Here is a 23,107-nt window from a genome sequence, read left to right as displayed (position 1 = left end):
TATTGTGTTGTATGGTACTTACTTAATCAATCCATGTTGAGCCACGATATGTGCAAGCAACCGACTACAACTTTCCTCAACCATTTCGTATACTTCTTGAAATTTCCCCGTATAGTAGGGATCAGGCACTTCAGTAATTGTTTGATTACTTGCGAAGTCCAATAATTTATGTATGGAGGCACGCTTCTCATCCCCCGCATATTCTGGAGCAAATGCAGCTAAGTTCACGACATTACTGTCATCCATAGCGATAATATACGTAAATTGATAGAAATCATCTGGGCGGACCTGCCTAGCTTTTAAGCCCTCATATGCAATCTGATACTGGTCAAGAATATCACGTGTTCCTTGATGTGGAGGATGACCGATATGCCAATCCCCAGTACCAGCTGAATCAATTGAAATGACATCCTCAAGGCCAGCTTGCTTCACTTGGTGACGAAACACCGCTTCCGCCATAGGTGATCGGCAAATATTGCCCAAACAAACGAATAGGACCTTAATCATATTTGACCAAAAACAAGCATTTTTTCATTCAACGTGAGTGGTCTAGCTGGAATGTCCAAAACGATCCGACCTTCCGATACTCCCCAAATACGTGTGGCGAACCGCTCGGCGAGTTCGACCTTATGAAGCGTGGCGATCACGCTCATGTTCCGTTCTTTGCATAACGATTTCAAATCCTGTAGGATGTATTCCGTTGATTTAGGATCAAGACCAGATACAGGTTCATCGGCTACAAGAACTTTAGGCCCAAGAATCAAGGCTTTCGCAATGGCGACACGTTGCTGCTCTCCACCGCTAAGCTGACCAACTTTCTTTTCTCCTTTATCCAGCAGACCAACTTTCTCCAAGAAGTCCATGCTATCGATTTTCTCATTTCTCGACGATAAGCCTGTAACCATCCGAAGTGGAGCCTGATATACCCTACCCATCAACACATTTTTGACAGCGCTTTTATTCCGATTTAGAAAAGGCTTCTCCTCCAAGTAAGCGAAATCCTTACCCAATTTGAATCGATCCCACGGACCTGGCTTCGTTATATCAATTGAGTTATATATGAGCTGACCGCTTGTCCATTTCTCTTGATGACTTATACAACGAAGCAGCGTTGTTTTCCCACTACCACTGCTGCCGATTACCGCGATAAACTCTCCGGCATCGACTTGAAAGCTAATTTGCGATAGGACTTGATTATCCGGAGGGAATACTTTACTCAAATTTCGAACTGTCAGCATGACAACTCTCCTTCACGTAAGCCTAGTAGTCATTGATAAGAAATAATAAATCGCCACTCAACTCAGGCCATTGAACTGCTCGTTGAGGGCGATTCCTTTCTCATTTACATGTCAAAATTAATCACATGAAGTCGGTGCTTCTGCCGCGCCTGCTTCAACATTAATTTTATCCGAAATCGTGTCTCTAACTACGGACATAACAAGTTGAAGCAAATAGTTGATATCTTCTTGTGTTTGCTTGAACTCATTAACGATAGGAATGCCATCTAATTCATCTTGCAGAACTTCGATTTCATTCTCGATTTTTTCCACCATTTTCTTATTTTGGAACGTTTCAAAAGCAACAATCTCTTTTTGCTTCTTCTTAATCGCACTAATCAAACCTTGAATATCAGGATTCGTTGCAATTTGCTTTTCAGCTTTTTGATAGAACTGAACTTCATTGGAAGTAGTAAGCAACGCAGCTAGTTCCTTCGCTTTCGCCAGAATATCTTCGCGGACGATCATTTCTGTATTCGTAAATTCCTCTACTTGAAATGCATGAGGCTGGTTATCATCATGTGCATGATCACATTGGGACATTTCTTAACACGCTCCTATTTATCCTGTTCGTAATTTTATACAGACATCTGAAGAGACTTATGTACAATTTCGCCCTTCAAAATCCAAGTTTGTGCATGAGTAACTTTGACATGAACCATTTGACCGATCAAGGATGGGTTTCCTGTGAAGTGGATTAGTTTATTTGTCCGCGTGCGGCCAGCGAGCACATCTGTATTGTTCTTGCTCTCGCCTTCTACTAAGACTTCGACAGTTTGATCTAGCAAACGTTCATTGCTGTCTTTACTCAACTTATTCACTAGCTCATTCAGCCTATATAAACGCTGTTTCTTCACTTCCATTGGAACATTATCTTCCATCTCAGCTGCAGGCGTACCTACTCTCGGTGAATAGATGAACGTAAATGCAAAATCAAAGCCTACTTCCTCGTACAGCGTCATCGTATCCTCGAATTGCTCATCCGTCTCGCCGGGAAAACCAACGATGATATCTGTCGTTAATACGACATCAGGCATGGTAGCCTTGATTTTACCTGCAAGCTGCAAATAATGATCTCTCGAGTACTTTCGACTCATTCGTTTTAGGACATCTGTATTACCAGCTTGCACAGGTAAGTGGATGTGCTCAACGAGATTGCCACGCTTCCCTAATACCTCAATCAAACGATCATCGAAATCTCGCGGATGTGAGGTTGTAAAACGAATACGAGGAACATCAATCTTACGAATATCGTCCATCAGATCAGCGAAAGTGTACGTTATATCTTCAAAGTCTTTGCCATAGGCATTGACATTCTGTCCAAGTAGCGTAATTTCCTGAAAGCCTTGACGAGCCAAATCTCTGACTTCTGCCAGGACATCCTGCGGTCTACGGCTTCGTTCTTTACCACGTGTATATGGAACAATACAATAAGTACAGAACTTATCACAGCCGTACATAATATTAACCCAAGCACGGATACCTTCCCGTTTTTTGGGGAGATTTTCTACGATATCGCCTTCCTTTGACCATACCTCCACAACCATTTCTTTGTTGAAAAAGGCATCTTTCAATAGGCTTGGCAAGCGATGAATATTATGTGTGCCGAAAATCATATCGACAAAGGCATGTTTCTGCATAATGCGATGAACCACGGACTCCTCTTGCGACATACAACCACATACTCCAAGAATAAGCCCTGGCTTCTGCGCTTTCAACGTCTTCAAATGACCAAGTTCACCGAACACTTTGTCTTCAGCATTCTCACGAATCGCACACGTATTTAAGAGAATTACATCTGCGATCTGCTTGTCATCCGTAGCTGTATAACCCATCTGCTCGAAAAGACCTCTCATGACTTCGGTATCATGTTCATTCATCTGACATCCATAGGTCGTGATTAAATAATATTTGTCCTTACCAAACTCCTGCATATCTTCTGGAATCGCAAAATCGTAGTGAACCTGAATGTCTTCTTTACCACGTTGCTTCTCATCCTTGTAGTTCGGCGCAGAATTAATTTGGATGTTTCTACCTTTAATTCGATACGTCGTTTTGCCCTCTTCTTGGCTTAACACTTTCGCATCCGAGAAGTCAAAGTATTTGGAGTAGTCCTTAACCTTGTCGGATTTTAAGTCCGATGTATTTTGGTTCTCCTTTGACATGGTGAATTCACTTCCCTTTATCTATAAATATAGCTCTAACTTGTATTAACCCAATATCAAATTATAGCACAAAAGATACCTGTATATCCATATTGGCTTCCGTTTCAGATTCATGAGAAAAACCTTCTCCAAAGAGAAGGCACTTAAATCACATTTAACCAAATGTATATTGCTGCTTAATGATACCAGTCATCTCCTGAGCAGGTAATGGGCGGCTAAATAAGTACCCTTGCGCTTCATTGCATTCTTTTAGTAGTAAAAATTGAAGCTGTTCCTTCGTTTCTACCCCTTCTGCGATTACCTTTAGATCCAAATTATGTGCCATTGAAATGATCGTATGTACGAGTGCAGCATCTTTCGCATCCTCAAACATATTTCGAGTAAACGATTGGTCAATCTTCAAACTATCAATAGGGAACAACTTTAAATAATTCAAAGATGAATATCCCGTTCCAAAATCGTCAATCGATAAAAAGATACCCATAGCCTTTAATTTATGCATAGTCTCAATGGCGTACTTGGAATCTTGGATAATACTTTCCGTTAGCTCCAGTTCTAGATACTGGTGATCTAGTCCGGACTCATCTAAAGCCTTACTTACCATATCGATTAGATTACTTTGTTTAAATTGCCTAGAAGATATATTTACAGCTATACGAAATGGTGCATAGCCTTGCATCTGCCATTCTTTATTTTGGCGACAAGCCTCATTTAGCACCCATTCGCCAATTGGAATGATTAATCCGGTTTCTTCTGCTAGTGGTATGAAATCCGCAGGTGATATCGGCCCCCAATCCGGGTGGTGCCAACGAATCAATGCCTCTGCACCAGTAATTTTCCCCGTATTCACATCAATCTGCGGTTGATAAAAAACCTTAAATTCATTTCGCTCTAAGGCTTTGCGCAGCCCAATTTCCATTTGCATTTTTTTGGTGACCGCTTCATTCATCTCTGGTGTATAAAATTGAAAATTATTTTTACCTTGTTCTTTCACACGATACATCGCGGTATCTGCATTTTTAATTAACGTCTCAATATCCCCTCCATCAGATGGATAGAGACTAATACCAATGGAAGGTGTAACGAATAACTCGTGTTCAAGGATGGTAAAGGATTGTGAGAAAATACGAACAATTTTATTCGCATTTTTGATCATCTCATCAGCAGTTGTATGTGCCCAAAGAATAATAAATTCATCGCCACCTTGCCGAGAAACCGTATCTCCTTTACCGATGCAAGCTTCGAATCGCTTCGCAACCTCAATCAATAATTTATCTCCCATTGCATGGCCAAGTGTGTCATTAATAAATTTAAATCGATCCAAATCAATAAACATGATCCCCATGCTTTGTTGATTTTCATACGCTTGGTCTAAAGCTAGATCGAGACGATCATTTAATAAAAGCCGATTCGGCAGACCCGTTAAAGGATCACGATACACCATCTGATTAATCTTTTCTTCTGCTCTTTTTCTTTCAGAGATATCTCGAATTATGCAGCTAAAGTATGTATTGCCTTCTTCTTTCCACACTGCAAGTGAAAGTTCAATTGGAAACTCCGTTTGATCTTTTCGTAACCCTATTAATTCGTAAGTCAATCCAAGCTCATCCACTTCACCAGTGGCAGTCGCAAGGAATCTCTCCAATCGCTCTTTATGCGATGCAAAGAACCGTTCTGGGAAAATACGATGTAACCTTTCTCCAATAAGCTCTTGTTCTTCATAGCCAAAAATGAGCTGTGCACCCTTATTCCAAGAGATAATTGTCCGATTATGATCAGCCAAGATAATCGCATCATGGGCTGATTCTACAACGGAACGGAATCTTTTCTCCGACATCATAATCTGTGATTCAAATCGTCTATCGATGAATGTACTGATGAACGCTAGTCCTAGAATGAATAAAATGCCAAAACCTATTAAATAAGCCAGCAATTTCGTATCGAACGTAAGGTCTGAAGCGATGTGTGAATGATCATGCTTGAAGGTTGCTGCTGCCATTCCTGTATAGTGCATACCACTAATTGCTATGCCCATGACCAACGAACTAACTAACTTTCGCAACATAATACGTGGTGAGCTCGCATTCTGTTTTACAGAGAATAACAACAGAAGTGCTACTAATGAGACAACATAAGCAATGATAGCAGAAAGAGCCCATAAAAAGGGATTATATTCAATCGTTGCTCCCATCACCATGGCTTCCATGCCAATGTAGTGCATGGATACGACTCCTGTCGCAATAAAAGTAGCACCAATAAACACATGTGGTTTACGCATCACGGGTCTACTGATGATATATAAGGCTAACCATGATGCAAGCAACGCTGGAACGATTGAATAAATCACAGTAGATAATTGGTATGTGACAGATATAGATAAATGGAAAGCTAGCATCGCAACGAAATGCATCGACCAAATACCCATTCCCATTGCAAAAGCACCGCCTGCCAACCAGGCTTGCCTCGCTGAACTTTTGGCCTTATGAATTCGAATTCCCAGGTCCAATGCAGCAAATGATGCAATGATCGCAATGAGAATTGAAAAAATGACAAAGGGGATGTGATACGTACTTGAGATAGTTTCCAATGTGATGTCTCCTAACTTAAGGCAATGATAATGATATCTACAGGAGCCATTGAATCAAATCGATACGGCTAAGCAAATATATGTACTATGAATCTATTAAAAACCATTTTACCATGATTTACTTAGTGCCTCTATACGTTTACGTCGAAAATACTCAGAAAATGTAAAACTTACATCTCAACGTAATTTTCATGCAAAAAAAGCGCAAAAAGCATCCCTTACACGTCTTAGAAAGGATGCTTTTTGAATTTATTAACCTCATTAAGGATTAATGCTATTAATCATTATTATAATAAGAGCTCTGCTTTGTCACCCGTTTTCACGCCTGCTGCATTTCCTTCGTCTGTATCAATATGCATATCCAACGCAAATTGGTCTGACACTCGGGCAATCACATCTTCCAATATTAATGGCCTTTCTCCCCGCAGATGAACGCGTAGAAGTTGTTTATCTTGAATTCCCCATTGAGTGGCATCAGAAGTATGGAAGTGAATATGTCTTGCCGCTACAATGACGCCCTGCTCCAATGTAACTTCTCCTTTAGGGCCTATGACACGCACTCCAGGTGTTCCTTCAATATGTCCTGATTCGCGTACTGGCGGATGGATGCCAAGTGTGAAAGCATCTGTACGTGATACCTCGATTTGCGTTTGTGGTCGAATTGGACCGAGAATTCGGACTTTATCGAATTGTCCTTTCGGCCCTATTATAGCAACCGTTTCTTGTGCTGCGAATTGGCCTGGCTGCGATAAATCCTTGAAACTCGACAACTCATATCCCTCTCCGAAAAGTGCAACTAAATCGGTTTGTGAAAGATGTATATGTCTTGCTGAAACACCAATTGGAATCATGGGCATGGTAGGTACTCATCCTCTCTTTTGGATCATAATTGTCAGTATTACCGCTCAGCAAAAAAGGCATACGGAATATCACCGTATGCCTTCTTAGGAAATTGTTATTTAAACTCTGTAAGCAATTTGCTGAAGTCAGCCTCGGAAAGCTTAAGATCTTGTTTAGCAAGACCTTCTTTAGCAAAGCTTGGAATGGAATCTTCATAGCTCTTTTTATCTTTGTTTTGGTAGATGATACCTGTCAACATGGAGTTTGTTTCCATGATTTTGGTCATCGCCATCACACGGTTTGTGTAATCATAGTCTGGGATCTCATCCAAATCAACGATATTCTCTTTGAACCAGTCATATGTGTTTACTTTATTGAAAGTAACACAAGGGCTGAATACGTTGATCAAGGAGAAACCTTTGTGATTCAAACCAGCTTCAATAACAGCTGTTAACTGTTTCAAGTTGCTGGAGAATGACTGTGCTACGAAAGAAGCACCTGCAGCCATTGCAATTTCAAGTGGTGAAATTGCGGACTCAATTGTACCGGATGGTACACTTTTCGTTTTGAAACCTTCCGCACTACGTGGTGAAGCTTGACCTTTTGTCAAACCGTAGATTTGGTTGTCCATTACGATGTAAGTAACATCAATGTTACGACGAATAGCATGAACAGTGTGCCCCATACCAATTGCAAAGCCGTCTCCATCTCCACCAGAAGCAATAACTGTCAAATCACGGTTAGCCATTTTCACACCTTGTGCGATAGGCAGGGATCTTCCGTGAATACCGTGGAATCCGTATGCATTGATGTAACCCGAAATACGTCCGGAACATCCGATACCTGAAACGATTGCTAAGTTTTCTGGCTCCAAACCAACGTTAGCTGAAGCACGCTGAATAGCCGCTTGTACGGAGAAATCTCCGCATCCAGGACACCAGTTAGGCTTTACATTGTTACGAAAGTCTTTTAATGTTGCCATGCTAAAGTCAACTCCTTACATTTTTGTTCGATTTCTGCTGGCAAGAACGGGTTACCGTTGTATTTAAGTACGTTTTTGATTTTATCTGCATGGCCAACATGCAATTTAATTTGATCAGCTAATTGACCTGTAGCGTTGTTTTCAACAACGATAACTTGTTTCGCTTTTTCAACAAGCGGGCGAAGTTGGTCAGCTGGGAACGGATGAATCAAACGTACTGTTGCGTGGTTAGTTTTGATACCTTCCAATTCAACACGACTTCTTGCTTCATCAATTGTTCCACCAGTGGAACCCATTCCGATAATAAGAAGGTCTGGATTCTCGTGAGGAGCATCAAATTTGATAGCATCTGTCACTTGAATATGTTTCAACTTCTCAAGACGCTTATCCATCATACGTTGACGATTTTCTGTGCTTTCGGAAGGACGACCTGTTTGGTCATGCTCTACTCCTGTAACATGGTGAATACCATGCTTCACACCAGGGATTACACGAGGAGAAACACCTTTCTCCGTGAACTCATAACGTTTGAACAACTGATTAGGCTCTTGTTCAGGTGCTTCAGTTACTAGTGCGCCGCGGTCAATAACAATGCGGTTGTAATCAAGCATTTCTGCGGATTGTTTACCTAAGGAAAGTTGAAGATCCGTCATAAGAATAACAGGCACTTGATACTGCTCGGCAAGGTTGAAAGCTTCAATTGTATCGTAGAAGCACTCTTCAATCGTACTTGGAGAAAGAACGATTTTTGGAATTTCACCGTGCGTTCCGTAAACCATTGCGTTTAAATCAGATTGCTCTTGTTTAGTAGGAAGTCCTGTACTTGGACCACCACGTTGCGTATCAACGATTACTACTGGAGTTTCTGTCATACCTGCAAGACCAATTGCTTCCATCATTAGGGACAAACCAGGACCTGCTGAAGCTGTAAGCGCACGAGCACCTGCGTAGTTAGCGCCGATAGCCATTGTACATGCTGCAATTTCATCTTCCGTTTGAATAACTGTCCCACCTAATTTAGGTAGTACTTTTTGCAAATACTCCATAACTTCGGATGCTGGCGTAATTGGATAAGCCGGCATGAAGCGGCAACCTGCAGCAACTGCTCCAAGAGCGATTGCATCATTACCGATCATGAACAATTTTTGTTGTCCGTCAGCAGGCTCAAGTTGGAAGTCAGCGATAGGTCCGCCAGCTAGTTCAAGTACAGATTCTGCACCTTTGCGAACAGCTTCAATATTCTTCTCAACGACAGCCGCACCTTTACGGCCAAATTCTTCTTCAACAGCTTTATTAAACACGTCAATCGGCAAGCCAAGTAGAGCCCATGAAGCGCCTGACGCGGCCATGTTCTTAAATAGGGAAGTTCCTAATTCCTCTGCAATTGCAGTAATCGGTACTGGGAACAATCTAGCTTTAATTCCTTCAGGTAAAACAGGGTTAAATTTAGCGTCCGCAACGATTACTCCATTGTCACGAAGTTCGTGTGCGTTGAAATCGATACTTTCTTGGTCGAAAGCAACAAGAATATCCAAATCGTCTGAAATTGCGCGAATCGGTTTGGTGCTGATGCGAATCTTGTTATTTGTATGTCCCCCCTTAATCCGTGAAGAGAAATGACGATACCCATACAAATAGTAACCGAGACGGTTCAATGCAGTAGAGAAAATGCGGTCTGTACTTTCGACCCCTTCACCCTGCTGACCTCCGATTTTCCAAGATAACTGACTAATCACCGTACGTCCACTCCTTTTGATTGTAGCTGCGTGAAGAAAATTTGATAAGCTGATTGTTTAGTAATTTAAGATGGTGCAATAAAAAATTTCTTTCACTTGTCATCCAAATTCTATGCCTTTACAGAGTAAATTGCAAGAGGTTTCACCGTTTCTAACAGATAGAGTTTTTAGATTGTATCCATATCAATATTAGATTGATTTCCACTTATTCATTGCGGAAGGTTCCGCAACATGAAATTTCGCCAGTTCCCGTACAAAAACGCCTCCACTTGCGACTCCGTATAGTTTTTACACAAAGCTTCTATAATATTTCCGTAATGACCAACATGTCTTAAATCTTTTACCCATTGTTCAATCCCATCAAAATCCGAACCAAAACCTATTTGGGACTCTCCGCCTAATGCACAGATATGATCAATATGTTTCAGAATCGCTGAAATCTCTACTGGCGTTTTCAAGTTCTCCAGAAAGTAAGGAACAAAGGTAATCCCCATTATACCTTTACATTGTATGATAGCTTTAATTTGATCGTCTGATAAATTTCTTGGATGAGGACATAACTGATAAGCGTTTGAGTGTGAGGCGATAAACGGTTTTTGGTAAACCTCCACAAGCTCCCAGAAGCCCGCAACGGAAAGATGGGACACATCGACTATTATACCCATAGTTTCTATTTCTTTTAACATGAGCTTCCCTTTTTTTGTAAATCCGCCTTTTCTCTGTTCCATGACGCCATCCGCCGCCCAATTTGCGTAATTCCACGTGAGTCCTGCACAACGAACACCTAAGTAATCGAGAATTCGCAAGTTGATTAGATTACCAGCAAGCGCATCCATACCTTCTAATGTCAAAATAGCACCAATCTCCTGTGTTTGCTCCACGTCTAACCAATCCGAAGCAGTACGAATAAATTTCATTTGCGGATGGCTAATAATCTTTCGATGAAAAATATCAACCATTTGCAAAACATACTCAAAGCTAGGGTTAGGGATGGATTCCGGAAGATAGATCGCAAAACATTGTACTTTAACACCTGCCTGCTGCAGCTTTGGAATGCTTACATCCAATTCTAATACATCTTGGTTAAATTCCAGTTTACCGTTCTGATATAGCTTCGTTAATGCGTCACAATGTCCATCTACAATTTTCATTATAACCCGCCTCCTGACATCGCACTTTATGCCCAAACAGCACAAAAACCTCTATACAGAGGTTTCATAGGTACTGTGATAACATTTCGATTTAACTGGCTGTCAGTCATGAAAGTCAACACTTATGCAGTTGCCTTACCGTCTACCGAGGCTCGACAATCAATTTAATAGCTGTCCGGTCCTCCCCATCAATAACGATATCCGTGAAGGCTGGTACACATATTAAGTCGACTCCACTAGGCGCCACAAACCCTCTTGCGATAGCTACTGCTTTGATGGCTTGGTTCAATGCGCCTGCACCTATCGCTTGAAGCTCAGCGGCTCCACGCTCACGCAATACGCCTGCCAATGCACCTGCTACGGAGTTTGGATTGGATTTTGCTGAAACTTTTAACACATCCATGAATAGTACCTCCTCGGAAATGATGGATAGCTTCCAATACCCATCATATTCACGAGGTACACGAAACATGCTACCTCATCCCATTTATACGGTTACCACTAATATTTTCACTACTAATCCATAAATACTTGATCTTCATCATATCTAATCAAGTTAATCCCTTTAGATAAACCTGTTTGATCGTTTAATTCAATAACAACGGCATGGAAATGCCATTTACCTTCATCTGTAATGAAACGAACGGGAAGCTGCGTCTTAAACTTCTGAAGCACTGCGTTACGTTCTACCCCTAGAATGCCATCACGAGGCCCTACCATCCCTACATCCGTCACATATGCGGTACCTTGAGGCAATACTCGATTATCATTTGTTTGAACGTGTGTATGGGTTCCTACGACCGCAGACACCTTACCGTCCAAATGCCAACCCATTGCAATTTTCTCCGAAGTCGCTTCCGCGTGGAAATCGACAAAAACAAATTTGTGCTTTTTATTATCGGTTTCCAATATTTCATCCACTTTACGGAATGGACAATCAATTGGTGGCAAGAATGTTCGTCCTTGTAGATTAATAATAAGAAGTTCTTGGTCCTTTACTTTGATGACTGTATGACCTTTACCAGGTGTACCTGGCGGGAAGTTTGCCGGACGAACCATTTTATCGTCACGATCAATAAAGTCAAAGATTTCTTTCTGATCCCACGTGTGGTTTCCCATTGTAATGGCTTGAATACCCATTTCATATATTTCTTTGGCAATTGCTTGCGTAATTCCTTTACCCGCGGCCGCATTCTCTCCGTTGGCAATGAAGACTGCATGTGGATGCAATTGTTTAAGTCTTGGCATGATATTTTTCAATGCTTTTCTTCCTACAGAACCTACGATGTCACCAATAAACACAATTTTCATAACGTAAAACGAGCTCCTTTATATGACCCAATTCCATTCGGCCTTGAAAATAAGGAAAAGTGGCTATAATAGCCACTTTTCGCATTTGATTCTTATTTAGCGTATTCAACTGCTCTAGTTTCACGAATGACCGTAACCTTAATATGTCCTGGATAATCGAGTTCACCCTCGATTTTCTTCGTAATATCACGGGCTAAACGGAACGCTTCAGTGTCATCCACTTTCTCTGGCTGCACCATGACACGTACTTCACGACCCGCTTGAATGGCGTATGATTTCTCAACACCTTCAAATGATTCTGAAATCTCTTCCAGCTTCTCAAGACGTTTAATATACGTTTCTAGCGTTTCTCTTCGAGCACCTGGTCTCGCCGCTGACAATGCGTCCGCAGCACCGACTAACATGGCAATTACTGAAGTTGCTTCCACATCACCGTGATGTGAAGCAATACTATTAATTACAATTGGATGCTCTTTGTATTTCTTGCCTATCTCAACACCGATTTCGACGTGAGACCCTTCCACTTCATGGTCTAACGCTTTACCAATGTCATGAAGCAGCCCGGCACGTTTCGCCAAAGTTACGTCTACCCCGAGCTCTCCGGCCATTAAACCAGCCAGATACGCTACTTCCATGGAATGTTTCAACACGTTTTGTCCGTAACTTGTTCTGAACTTTAGGCGCCCCAAAATTTTGATCAAGTCAGGATGCAAACCATGTACCCCAACTTCAAACGTCGCTTGCTCCCCATATTCGCGGATACGTTCGTCCACTTCTTTGCGAGACTTCTCAACCATCTCTTCGATACGTGCGGGATGAATACGTCCATCCGCCACAAGTTTCTCAAGTGATGTGCGAGCAATTTCACGACGGATTGGGTCAAAACCAGATAAGATTACTGCTTCAGGCGTATCATCAATAATAAGGTCAATTCCGGTCAAAGTTTCCAAAGCTCGGATATTTCTACCTTCACGACCGATAATGCGACCCTTCATTTCTTCATTAGGCAACGAGACAACGGATACCGTGGTTTCCGCTACGTGATCTGCCGCACAACGCTGAATAGCAAGTGTGATGATCTCACGTGCTTTCTTATCGCCTTCTTCTTTGGCTTGTTGTTCAATCTCTTTGATTAGCTGAGCAGTTTCATGGCGAACTTCTTGCTCTACATTAGTAAGAATGATGCTCTTAGCTTCTTCCATTGTAAGACCAGAAATTCGTTCCAATTCGGAAACTTGGCTTTTATAGAGCTGATCAATTTGTGTTTGTGTATCCTCGATTCGCTTCTCTTTGTTGGCAACTAGCTCTTCTTTACGCTCGAGAGACTCTAATTTTTTATCCAGCGATTCCTCTTTTTGCAACAGTCGTCTTTCTTGTCGTTGAATTTCATTCCGACGTTCACGAATGTCTTTTTCAGCTTCGGATCGTAGTTTGTGAACTTCGTCCTTTGCTTCCAGAACCGTTTCTTTTTTCAGTGCTTCTGCTTCCTTTTTGGCAGATTCTTTTATCTGCTCAGCGGCTGTTTCAGCACTGGAAATTTTCGCTTCTGCAAGAGATTTACGGATAAAATAACCAATCCCTAAGCATGCAGCTCCAACAACGAGAATGATCGCGATCCAGATGGCAGTCATCATCTTGTTCACCTCCTCGTTGGTTTCTCCAAGGTGTTAGCCTGGGGTACCTTCGGTTTTTTAATCCGATTCAATTGTTTGACTAGTCATACATACCCTTAAAATGTAAGAGTATGGCTTTTAAATGAATGCGCACAGTGCGTTAGGGCACTATAGTGCTAATAATCCATAATCAACAGTGTAAAAATTGGCGGTTTTTACATCTGTCTTCTCAAAATCAATGAAATTAGTATGATTTTGAATACATTATGAAAATATACACTGTTATTTTATCTTTTGTCGAAGAAGCTTGTCAAGCGAATGTCCAAGAGTTGATTATTTAGACCCAAAACTCAAATGCAAATAGTTAATGCCATTAAGTTTATTGCAATTAATTAATGTAGTTAATTATCTTCGAATCCATCCTCCATAAATTCCAATTCTTCCTCATCCGTTTCATTGCTTATGAGCCCCAATACCTTAGTAACAATAGCACCCGTGTAACCTCTTCGCATTAGAAATGCCGCAGTTTTACGCTTTCTATCCATTAGTTTTCCTGAGGTTTGCTTCCATTTCGTTCTCGCTATTTTCAGTGCCCCGACGTACTCATCTTCTGGATTAATTGACTCCATGGTACTTTTAACCACATCTTGATGAATCCCTTTTTGTTGGAGTTCTTGTCGAATCAGATTACGTCCCTTGCGTTGAGAAATCACCCGGTTGTCCGTCCACATTTTAGCGAATTCTTCATCATTGATGTATTTATTTTCAATAAGCTTGTCACTCGCCCAATCAATAATAGGCGCTTCAAAACCTTTTTCTTTCAATTTACGCTTCACCTCTGAGAGCGAATGCGGACGTCTTCCTACCATATGGAGCGCCTTTACATAGGCCATATTTCGCTCTTCATCTAAAATGATAGCTTCAATCGCTTGCTGATAAAGGGATTCTCCTTTGTTTAAACGGTGCTTGATCAGAATATCTTCATGCACAGAAAAAGCGTATTCCTCATTCAGATAAATGTTATAGCGATGTCTTCCTTGTTTTTGTTTTTCCACTTTGGTTATTACTTGTAATTCTTCCTCTTCGTGATTCATCTCAATAATCCCCCAAATGAAGAAAAAACACCCCAACACAAGGTTAAGGTGCTTCATCCATCCTATTTTTCAAACCTATTCAAAAGCTGTTTCCAGCTCGTCTTCTTCTTCATCCGTGTTCGGACCAACAACTTTAATCAAGTTACTATTCTCTCTAATTCTTAGCTCAATCGTTTCTGAGATCGCTTTATTATCTTTCAAGAATTGCTTCGCATTCTCACGTCCTTGGCCAAGACGCTCACCTTCATACGAATACCACGCACCGCTTTTATTCACGATATCCAGCTCAGTTCCGATATCAATAATGCTACCTTCGCGTGAGATACCTTCACCGTACATAATATCGACTTCAGCTTGTTTAAATGGAGGTGCTACTTTGTTCTTAACGACCTTAATTCTCGTACGGTTACCAACCATGTCATTGCCTTGCTTGATAGTTTCAATACGACGAACATCCAATCGAACGGAAGAGTAGAACTTCAGTGCACGTCCACCCGGAGTTGTCTCTGGATTTCCGAACATAACGCCAACCTTTTCACGCAATTGGTTGATAAAGATAGCGATGACTTTAGATTTATTGATTGCACCAGACAGCTTACGAAGCGCTTGTGACATCAATCGCGCTTGAAGACCTACGTGAGAATCTCCCATATCGCCTTCAATTTCTGCTTTCGGTACTAGTGCTGCAACGGAGTCGATAACAATAATATCTACCGCACCACTACGAACAAGTGCTTCCGCGATCTCAAGTGCTTGCTCACCTGTATCTGGTTGGGAAAGCAATAGCTCATCTATATTAATACCAAGCTTGCTTGCATAGGAAGGATCTAACGCATGCTCCGCATCGATAAAGGCAGCTTGTCCACCTACTCTTTGAACTTCAGCAATCGCATGTAAAGCTACAGTTGTTTTACCTGATGACTCTGGTCCGTAAACTTCAATAATTCTTCCGCGTGGGAATCCACCTATTCCAAGTGCGATATCCAGAGCAAGTGCGCCCGAAGAAATCGTTTCAACTTGCATATGCGTAGATTCTCCAAGTTTCATAATGGAGCCTTTTCCGAACTGTTTCTCAATTTGACGTAATGCATTATCTAGCGCGGCACGACGATCTGACAAAACGACCACTTCCTTCTATCATTATAGGTATATGATAACTTGTTTTGGCATGTTTGCCAAGCATTTTTTCGAACATACATTCGTTTTTTTTGCGAACAAACAAAAAACCGTAACAAAGTTATCGCTTTGCTACGGTTCTTCCGTTAACTAACTCTGATTATAGAGGATTTCTAGTTTTCTTTCAACTGTTTCCACAATTGATAGATTGCACGCTTAGCAGCCCTTAATTTAATTGACTCCCTGTTGCCAGATAGTTGGAGAGTAAATACTTCCGTCTTCTCATTCTTTTGTGCTAATCCCACATAGACAAGCCCTACAGGCTTCCCTTCAGACGGACTTGGACCTGCCACACCGGTCACGGAGATGCCAAAGTCACTACCAGTCCTAACTAGCAACTGTTCGGCTAAAATGAGAGCTGTTTCGCTGCTAACAGCACCAGGAGCACCTTCCCCCTCCAAAATATCCATTGGCACATCGAGCAGCTTATTTTTTAACTTGTTTGAGTAAACGATAATACCACCTAAGAAAGATTCTGAGCTACCTGGCACTGTCGTTATTAAATCACTAAGTAAACCTCCTGTGCAGCTCTCAGCGACTGATAGCGTCTTCTTGCTAGCCGCCAGCAATTGCAAGACAATCGCTTCAATAGGGACGTCCTGATCCGCATAAAGATACTCACCAAGTCGCTTCTTAATTTCAGCTTCCGTAGCTTTCAGCTTTAACTCGCCTTCTACTTCCGCATGGGCACGCGTTGTCAATCGTATTGTTACTTCACCTTCTTTGGCGTAAGGGGCAATTGTCGGGTCGGTCTGTGATTGAATCAAATCCAACAACAGATACTCCAAATTGGACTCTCCTATGCCTGCAAACTTTAGCATCTTCGAATACAGCGGAACTTCAACTGTCATTCGTGACTGAAGCCACGGCACTGCATATTTTGTAAACATCGGCTTCATTTCTTTAGGAGGTCCTGGTAAAAGCACGAAATGTGTCCCCTCGAAAGTGAGCGCATTTCCCACAGCCAATCCAGTCTCGTTATGTAAGGGATCGCTTCCTTCTAGCATAAGGGCTTGACGACGATTGCTTTCCACCATATGAATCCCTCTAGAAACAAACATCTCAGAAATAGCCTCCATAGAAGGCTCGTGAAGCACCAGATTACGTCCCGTCAGTGTAGCTAACACATCCTTAGTCAGATCATCCTGTGTTGGCCCTAATCCTCCTGTACAAATCACGACATCAGCTCGAGATGCAGCTAAACGAAAACTGTCCAACAAGCGCTGTTCATTATCCCCAACAACCGTTTGAAAGTACATATCAATCCCTAGTGCTGCACATTCTCTAGAAATAAACTGCGCATTGGTATTCACGATTTGACCAAGCAGCAATTCTGTTCCTATCGCAATGATTTCTGCTTTCATGTACGAAACCTCCTTAAAATGAGAAAACCTCTAACGTGATCGCTCGTTATTGATCGACCGCGTTTAGAGGTAAGTTTAATGGAACTATGACTTTTCCGAAAAGTCTATGACGTGTTTATTTTTAACGAAATATTCCACACCTGAATAAACGGTAATAATTGCTGCAGCCCAACTAGCTATAACATCAAAGGGAAAATCTAGAAACGTAAATGGAAAATTATTAATCAGCAGTGCAATGATGGCTGTAATTTGAGCCGCGGTCTTCGCTTTACCCCATTTACTGGCCGCCATGACCGTACCCTCTAAGAGGGCAATTTGACGAAGTCCAGTCACAGCCCATTCTCTGCTAATAATGACAATAACGATCCAAGCATCAACTTTATCCATTTCTACTAGTGAAACAAGTACAGCGGTAACAAGCAGCTTGTCTGCCAATGGATCCAATAGCTTGCCCAGATTCGTAACAAGATTACGTTTCCTAGCAATGTAACCATCTAAGCTATCTGTACTCGCAGCAATAATAAAAATTAAAGCAGCAATAATTTGATTATACGTTATGCTAAACTCCTCTATCCGTATTTGAGGAAATTTTACCTTAATCAACAAAAAGAACATGATGATGGGTACTAATAAAATTCTCGCTACGGTGATGCGGTTAGCTAAGTTCATGCAATTACCTCCCCGGATAAGTCAAACTCATAGGAGTGGGTAACACGAACTTTCGCAAGTTCTCCAATGTTCAATTTCGCATTCGAAACGAATACTTCACCATCAATTTCAGGTGCATCGAACTGGGAGCGTCCAATATAAACGTCGCTTCTGCCATCGTATCTTTCAATAAGCACGTCGATTTCTTGCCCAATACGTCGACCACCGCGAATATTCGAAATTTCACGTTGAATTTCCATAATAGCGTTAGCCCGGTATTCTTTTACATCATCAGGCACTTGATCCGGCAGTCTTGCTGCTGGCGTATCATCTTCTTTGGAGTAGGCAAACACACCAAGACGATCGAACTGAACATCCCGCACGAATTGTTTCAAGTTCTCAAAATCTTGTTCAGTCTCACCTGGGAAACCAACAATAAGCGACGTACGCAAGGCAACATCAGGAATGGATTCGCGAATTTTACGAACGAGTTCACGTGTATCCTTTTGGCGGCCTGGTCTACGCATACGCTTAAGAATAGAATCTTCACTATGCTGTAAAGGCATATCAATGTACTTGCATACTTTAGGATTCGTTGCCATCACTTCAATCAGTTCATCACTGAAGAAGCCCGGGTATGCATAGTGCAGACGTACCCATTCAATTCCTTCAACTTCACTTACTTTGTTCAGCAAGGTAGGAAGCATGAAGCTATCATAGATATCTGTTCCATAGTTTGTGGAATCTTGAGCAATTAAGCTAATTTCCTTCACGCCTTGAGCCGCAAGGTTAGCAACTTCTGCAACGATTGATTCCATACTTCTGCTCTTAAAAGCACCGCGCATAATTGGAATGGAGCAGAATGTACAAGCGTTATCGCAACCTTCTGCAATTTTCACATAAGCTGTGTAACGAGGAGTCGTCATCAGTCTAGGCAGGTCAGCGTCATAGTTAAATACCGGATTCCCTACTAGAACCGGTTTCTTCCCTCTAAGCGCTTCGTCCACAATGTGATTAATTTTATCAAAATCCCCCGTACCTACAATGCCATCGATCTCAGGCATCTCTTCCATTAACTGCTTTTTGTATCGTTGTGTTAAACAGCCTGAAACGATTAGCGCCTTGAGATTCGCTGTTTGCTTCAGTTCTGCCATATCCAAAATTGTATTTACGGATTCTTCTTTAGCTGCATCAATGAACCCGCAAGTGTTCACGATAATGACTGTAGCATCTTCCTTGTTGTCTACAAGTTGGAAACCACGGCCATGAATTAAACCTGACATAATCTCGGAATCAACTAAATTCTTCTCGCATCCGAGAGTAACTACTTTAACCTTTTCTGTCATGAAAGAAACAACCTCCAATAGTCCTAAAAAACACTCCCTACCAGTATAATACAAGCCAATAGGGGTGTCAAAATGTAAAAACCCCCTGCATCCAGGGGGTTTTCCTTCAAGCAACCATAAATTCCTGATTATTTCATATTAACAAACTGCAAATCCAATGGAATATCTGCTTTCCGAAGCAAAGCGATAACAGCCTGTAAATCGTCACGGCTCTTCCCGGTTACACGGATTTGATCCCCTTGAATTTGAGTTTTCACTTTCAATTTTGAATCACGAATCAGTATATTAATTTTCTTGGAGTTGTCTTGATCGACACCTTGTTTCATGCTGATTTTTTGTCTAACTGTGGAACCAGCGGCTGGCTCTACCTTGGAATATTCGAGATTTTTAATCGAGATTCCACGTTTGGTCATTTTGGCATGCATAATATCAAGAACGTTCTGAAGCTTAAACTCATCATCCGAAGTGACAACAAGCTGATCTTTATCTAATTTAATGCTACTTTTACTTCCTTTAAAATCAAAACGGGTCAACATCTCTTTCTCCGCTTGTTGAATCGCATTATTTAGTTCTTGCATATCCACTTTGGATACAATATCAAACGAACTCTCTGAACTCATCTACATCCCAACATCCCTTCCATCAAATTACATTAGCATTATAGCAAGAACACGTAAAAAAGGAAATATCCTACCGCCAATGGCTTCGAATATTTCCCATAAAACTATTTTCATTACCCGGGAAAGCGCAGGAACTGGCAAATTGCTAGCTTTTCTGCAAATTCAGTTGAACCCGCTTCGGATTCGGCGTATCGCCAACAGGTACGAGAGTGCCATTGACCATGAGCTGCAATGCACTAGCTGCTCCAACATTCAAAAAAGCTGAACTTGCTAAATCAAATGTATCCGTTTCACCGGAATTATACAGTTTCTGTCTTAGCAATGCTCCCTTCTCACCCTCAGGGGTAAGTGCATTAACAGCGATCCAGCAAGAACCAGTAATTTTGAATTGAATATTCAAATTTGCAGTACCTGTAATGATGTAATTATCTACACCCTTTTCAGTAGCGCTAAATTTCACCTGTACAGCAGGCGGTGTAGGGGTCGGAGCTGGGGTTGGCGTTGGCGTTGAAAGCCCCGTTGCTTTACCATCCCCAGTAGCATTAACAGACGTGCTCGGCGAAGGGTTCGTCGAGTCTGTAATGCGCGGCGATTGCGTTTGCGTTGGCTTCTCATCCGCTGGCGTTCCCTTATAATTCTTATATGTATAATAGTATACGATCCCGAATATGAGCAAAATAAAACAGACAAACATCAGGCTCGAAGCCCAGCGGCTCATCTTTTCTGTATTGCGAACACTTGATCTATTCTTGCGAATCGCTTCCACTACAGGCTTCTCAATCGTTGGGGCAGGAAGCGTTGATTGATACATATTCAGAACTTCATTCGGATCAAGCCCTAATGCTTCCGCATAACTTTTAATAAAAGCCCTCACATAGAAACTTCCTGGCAGCACCTTGTAGTTTCCTTCTTCAATGGCTTCTAGATAGCGCTTGCGGATCTTAGTAACTTCCTGGAGATCATCCAGTGAAATCTTTTTTTCCAGTCGAGTTTTGCGCAAAATGTAGCCTAAGTCAGACATATGGTCACCTCCCCGAAGGAATTATTCATCCTGTTATTGACGTTTGAAACACTAAAAAGGTTCGGACGTATACGTAAACGAATCGTAGTTAATTTCTTCATCCGGGCTGTTCCGGAGCTCAATGATATAATCGAAGTGATTATAGGTGTATTCCGATTCGCGAATAAAAATGTCTGGATGCTCGATAACCTTTGTTGAAGGGAGACCCATAATATCTTGCAAAAGACTGTAGTGCTTCTCATTGGAACGAATTGTCGAAACAATACCGTCAATGATATAGACATTGTTTGGGGCCATCTCATCCTCAGAAAGCTGACTGCGAACGGTTTGTCTTAATAAGGTGGAAGAAACAAATGTCCACCGCTTGTTCGCACAAACACTGCCTGCAATAATAGATTCCGTTTTACCAACTCGCGGCATACCACGAAGTCCAACAACTTGATTGCCTTCACGTTTGAATATTTCACCTAGGAAATCAACTAACAAGCCTAGCTCGTCTCGCGTAAAGCGAAATGTTTTGCGATCGTCGGAGTCGCGCTCTATATACCTACCGTGGCGAACAGCCAAAATATCCACTAATTTAGGTGGTCGTAAAGCAGTAATAGTAATATTATCTACTTTTCTCAACATTTTACCCATTAAATCAATTTTTTCTTCATCATTTGTTTGTAGAAGCATTCCACGTGTACGATCTTCAACCCCATTAATCGTCACGATGTTAATATCCAGCATCCCCATTAATGAAGCTATATCTCCTAATAAACCGGGACGGTTCTTGTGAATTTTGTATTCCATATACCATTCTTTAACGTCCAATTCTTCCACCTCATCATCATCTCTGTCACTCATATCTGTTAATGAACCAGACTGTTTATGGCCATTTAATTAATTTCTACAAATTCCGCCATAATCCTTCTTAAAAACCAAATTACCCTGATATTATTTCATTTTTAGTTCCTTTAGCTCTTGCGGATTGTAGTTTTGGATTCCTTTTTGCCAAGTATGAGTTTTCATCATGGCGAGTCGGTTATCAAAAATTTGTGTCCAATTAAGATCGGCTGTTAATGCCCCGGCAAAGTCCATGACTGATACCCCCAAAGATTTTGCTTTCTGCAACTGATCTTCACTCACCGGGCTGTAAAAAATAACCCATGCTGCGTGATGTTGATGTACTTGAAAAGTCAACTGCTGAAACCATTGGTTGTTATTGTTTAGCAAAACAATGTGATCGGATTCCTCGGAAGGTGCCCATGCGGATGGAATTGGACGCTCGCTTTGCGTCACCCATTCGATAACCACATTTTGAAACAGAAGATCTTGAATCGCCTTATTCTTCATGGTTTCCATCTGTTGCAAGTCCACTTGGAGCAAAGATGCCTGCTCATTCACGGTAATTGCGCTGCCCTCTGCAAATGGATGACTTTGTAAAAAAGTCCATTTACTTGTAGTAAGACCTAATGCCATCTTCTCATTGGCTGAAGGGAATAGCTCATTTCCAACAACGTATATGTAATCATATGTTTTCGATTTTAGTTTCGAATCCACATTATCATCCAGCGCATTTATATCTTTAACCCACTCATAAGCAATCGAATTTCCGTCTCGCCAATTCTTTAGCGTTTGACCTAGCACGTCTTTTGCTGATGCCGATAACCCGCTACTTGAGAGCATTAAAACAGACATTTTCTGATCGAGTAGTTCTTGCTTAATAACTGGAATTCCACGATTCCCGCAACCAGCAAGTAGTGATATTAATAAAGTTAAAATAAGTAATAATCGCGTCTTATGCATACATTGATAATTCCTTTCCAGCTTATAAAGCATGCAAAAGCCTCCGAAAGAGGAGGCTTTCACATCATACCCTATTGAATTGTAAAACGGTTATTAACCTTTGTCTACTAATTTTACCATGAGGCGAGCAAGAGTATGCTTTTCCTGTTCATCCCCAGCATCCCACAACTCTTTGAGAACTCGTTCTTGCTCATTTTGAGGATCCACCTTGTCTGCCAAAAACTCCCCAATTTGAAAAGCCAGCTTGGAGATGGTTTCATCACTCATCCCTGCATGTCCAGCCTGACTCACGCGTTCAGCCAAAAATTCTTTCCATTTGTCGAACACCTTAAGTACAGTAGCCATTGTAAGAAGCCTCCTTTGAGTTATGAGAAATGGTCATTAC

22 protein-coding genes are annotated in these 23,107 nt (G+C 41.5%); all 22 read right to left on the bottom strand.

What is annotated here, in order from left to right:
• Positions 1–18: 18 nt before the first annotated feature.
• Positions 19–507 (bottom strand): low molecular weight protein-tyrosine-phosphatase, encoded by a 489-nt coding sequence (locus tag ACSQ8O_RS18690; protein ID WP_436242835.1) that lies wholly within the window; start codon positions 505–507, stop codon positions 19–21.
• Complete coding sequence (locus tag ACSQ8O_RS18685) at positions 504–1,238, bottom strand: phosphonate ABC transporter ATP-binding protein (protein ID WP_056625152.1); 735 nt, start codon at positions 1,236–1,238, stop codon at positions 504–506. The genes ACSQ8O_RS18690 and ACSQ8O_RS18685 overlap by 4 nt, the downstream gene beginning before the upstream one ends.
• A gap of 117 nt (positions 1,239–1,355) precedes the next feature.
• Positions 1,356–1,820, bottom strand: coding sequence for a RicAFT regulatory complex protein RicA family protein (locus ACSQ8O_RS18680; RefSeq protein WP_056625149.1), 465 nt, complete (start codon positions 1,818–1,820; stop codon positions 1,356–1,358).
• 35 nt (positions 1,821–1,855) lie between these two features.
• Positions 1,856–3,442, bottom strand: coding sequence for a tRNA (N6-isopentenyl adenosine(37)-C2)-methylthiotransferase MiaB (gene miaB / locus ACSQ8O_RS18675; protein ID WP_436242834.1), 1,587 nt, complete (start codon positions 3,440–3,442; stop codon positions 1,856–1,858).
• Between the two features lie 154 nt (positions 3,443–3,596).
• Positions 3,597–6,029, bottom strand: coding sequence for an EAL domain-containing protein (locus ACSQ8O_RS18670; protein WP_436242833.1), 2,433 nt, complete (start codon positions 6,027–6,029; stop codon positions 3,597–3,599).
• A gap of 287 nt (positions 6,030–6,316) precedes the next feature.
• Complete coding sequence (locus ACSQ8O_RS18665; protein ID WP_436242832.1) at positions 6,317–6,886, bottom strand: phosphate propanoyltransferase; 570 nt, start codon at positions 6,884–6,886, stop codon at positions 6,317–6,319.
• Positions 6,887–6,984: 98 nt separating this feature from the next.
• Complete coding sequence (locus tag ACSQ8O_RS18660) at positions 6,985–7,851, bottom strand: 2-oxoacid:ferredoxin oxidoreductase subunit beta (RefSeq protein WP_056625142.1); 867 nt, start codon at positions 7,849–7,851, stop codon at positions 6,985–6,987.
• A complete protein-coding gene (locus ACSQ8O_RS18655; protein WP_056625139.1) occupies positions 7,839–9,587 on the bottom strand; it encodes a 2-oxoacid:acceptor oxidoreductase subunit alpha in 1,749 nt (582 codons plus the stop codon). Before ACSQ8O_RS18655 ends, ACSQ8O_RS18660 begins: the two co-directional genes overlap by 13 nt.
• Before the next feature lie 209 nt (positions 9,588–9,796).
• Positions 9,797–10,738 (bottom strand): dipeptidase, encoded by a 942-nt coding sequence (locus tag ACSQ8O_RS18650; RefSeq protein ID WP_436242831.1) that lies wholly within the window; start codon positions 10,736–10,738, stop codon positions 9,797–9,799.
• A gap of 142 nt (positions 10,739–10,880) precedes the next feature.
• Positions 10,881–11,141: a stage V sporulation protein S gene (locus tag ACSQ8O_RS18645; RefSeq protein WP_028558349.1), complete on the bottom strand. Its 261-nt coding sequence runs from the start codon at positions 11,139–11,141 to the stop codon at positions 10,881–10,883.
• A gap of 113 nt (positions 11,142–11,254) precedes the next feature.
• Positions 11,255–12,049, bottom strand: coding sequence for a TIGR00282 family metallophosphoesterase (locus ACSQ8O_RS18640; protein ID WP_436242830.1), 795 nt, complete (start codon positions 12,047–12,049; stop codon positions 11,255–11,257).
• 92 nt (positions 12,050–12,141) lie between these two features.
• Positions 12,142–13,683, bottom strand: a complete 1,542-nt coding sequence (rny, locus tag ACSQ8O_RS18635; protein WP_056625130.1) for a ribonuclease Y — start codon at positions 13,681–13,683, stop codon at positions 12,142–12,144.
• Between the two features lie 380 nt (positions 13,684–14,063).
• Positions 14,064–14,756 (bottom strand): regulatory protein RecX, encoded by a 693-nt coding sequence (locus ACSQ8O_RS18630; protein ID WP_436242829.1) that lies wholly within the window; start codon positions 14,754–14,756, stop codon positions 14,064–14,066.
• A 75-nt stretch (positions 14,757–14,831) separates the two neighbouring features.
• Complete coding sequence (gene recA, locus ACSQ8O_RS18625) at positions 14,832–15,875, bottom strand: recombinase RecA (RefSeq protein ID WP_436236116.1); 1,044 nt, start codon at positions 15,873–15,875, stop codon at positions 14,832–14,834.
• A gap of 170 nt (positions 15,876–16,045) precedes the next feature.
• Positions 16,046–17,296 (bottom strand): competence/damage-inducible protein A, encoded by a 1,251-nt coding sequence (locus tag ACSQ8O_RS18620; protein WP_436242828.1) that lies wholly within the window; start codon positions 17,294–17,296, stop codon positions 16,046–16,048.
• 84 nt (positions 17,297–17,380) lie between these two features.
• The gene (gene pgsA, locus ACSQ8O_RS18615; RefSeq protein WP_056625118.1) at positions 17,381–17,965 is read right to left on the bottom strand and encodes a CDP-diacylglycerol--glycerol-3-phosphate 3-phosphatidyltransferase; all 585 of its coding nucleotides are present in this window, start codon (positions 17,963–17,965) and stop codon (positions 17,381–17,383) included.
• On the bottom strand, positions 17,962–19,290 hold the full coding sequence (gene rimO / locus ACSQ8O_RS18610; RefSeq protein WP_056625115.1) for a 30S ribosomal protein S12 methylthiotransferase RimO: 1,329 nt from the start codon (positions 19,288–19,290) through the stop codon (positions 17,962–17,964). Before rimO ends, pgsA begins: the two co-directional genes overlap by 4 nt.
• Positions 19,291–19,418: 128 nt before the next feature.
• Positions 19,419–19,910, bottom strand: coding sequence for a YajQ family cyclic di-GMP-binding protein (locus ACSQ8O_RS18605; RefSeq protein WP_056625112.1), 492 nt, complete (start codon positions 19,908–19,910; stop codon positions 19,419–19,421).
• Between the two features lie 145 nt (positions 19,911–20,055).
• Entirely contained in the window at positions 20,056–20,931 is an 876-nt protein-coding gene (locus ACSQ8O_RS18600) for a RodZ domain-containing protein (protein WP_436242827.1), read from the bottom strand.
• A gap of 51 nt (positions 20,932–20,982) precedes the next feature.
• Positions 20,983–21,780 (bottom strand): DUF3388 domain-containing protein, encoded by a 798-nt coding sequence (locus ACSQ8O_RS18595; protein WP_420851876.1) that lies wholly within the window; start codon positions 21,778–21,780, stop codon positions 20,983–20,985.
• 90 nt (positions 21,781–21,870) lie between these two features.
• The gene (locus ACSQ8O_RS18590; protein WP_436242826.1) at positions 21,871–22,755 is read right to left on the bottom strand and encodes a hypothetical protein; all 885 of its coding nucleotides are present in this window, start codon (positions 22,753–22,755) and stop codon (positions 21,871–21,873) included.
• Positions 22,756–22,815: 60 nt separating this feature from the next.
• Entirely contained in the window at positions 22,816–23,067 is a 252-nt protein-coding gene (locus ACSQ8O_RS18585; RefSeq protein ID WP_028558337.1) for a DUF3243 domain-containing protein, read from the bottom strand.
• Between the last annotated feature and the right edge of the window lie 40 nt (positions 23,068–23,107).

Source organism: Paenibacillus sp. LjRoot56 (assembly GCF_964253335.1).
In the GTDB taxonomy this organism is placed as follows: Bacteria; Bacillota; Bacilli; order Paenibacillales; family NBRC-103111; genus Paenibacillus_E; species Paenibacillus_E allorhizoplanae.
This window is presented reverse-complemented; position numbering and strand designations above follow the sequence as displayed.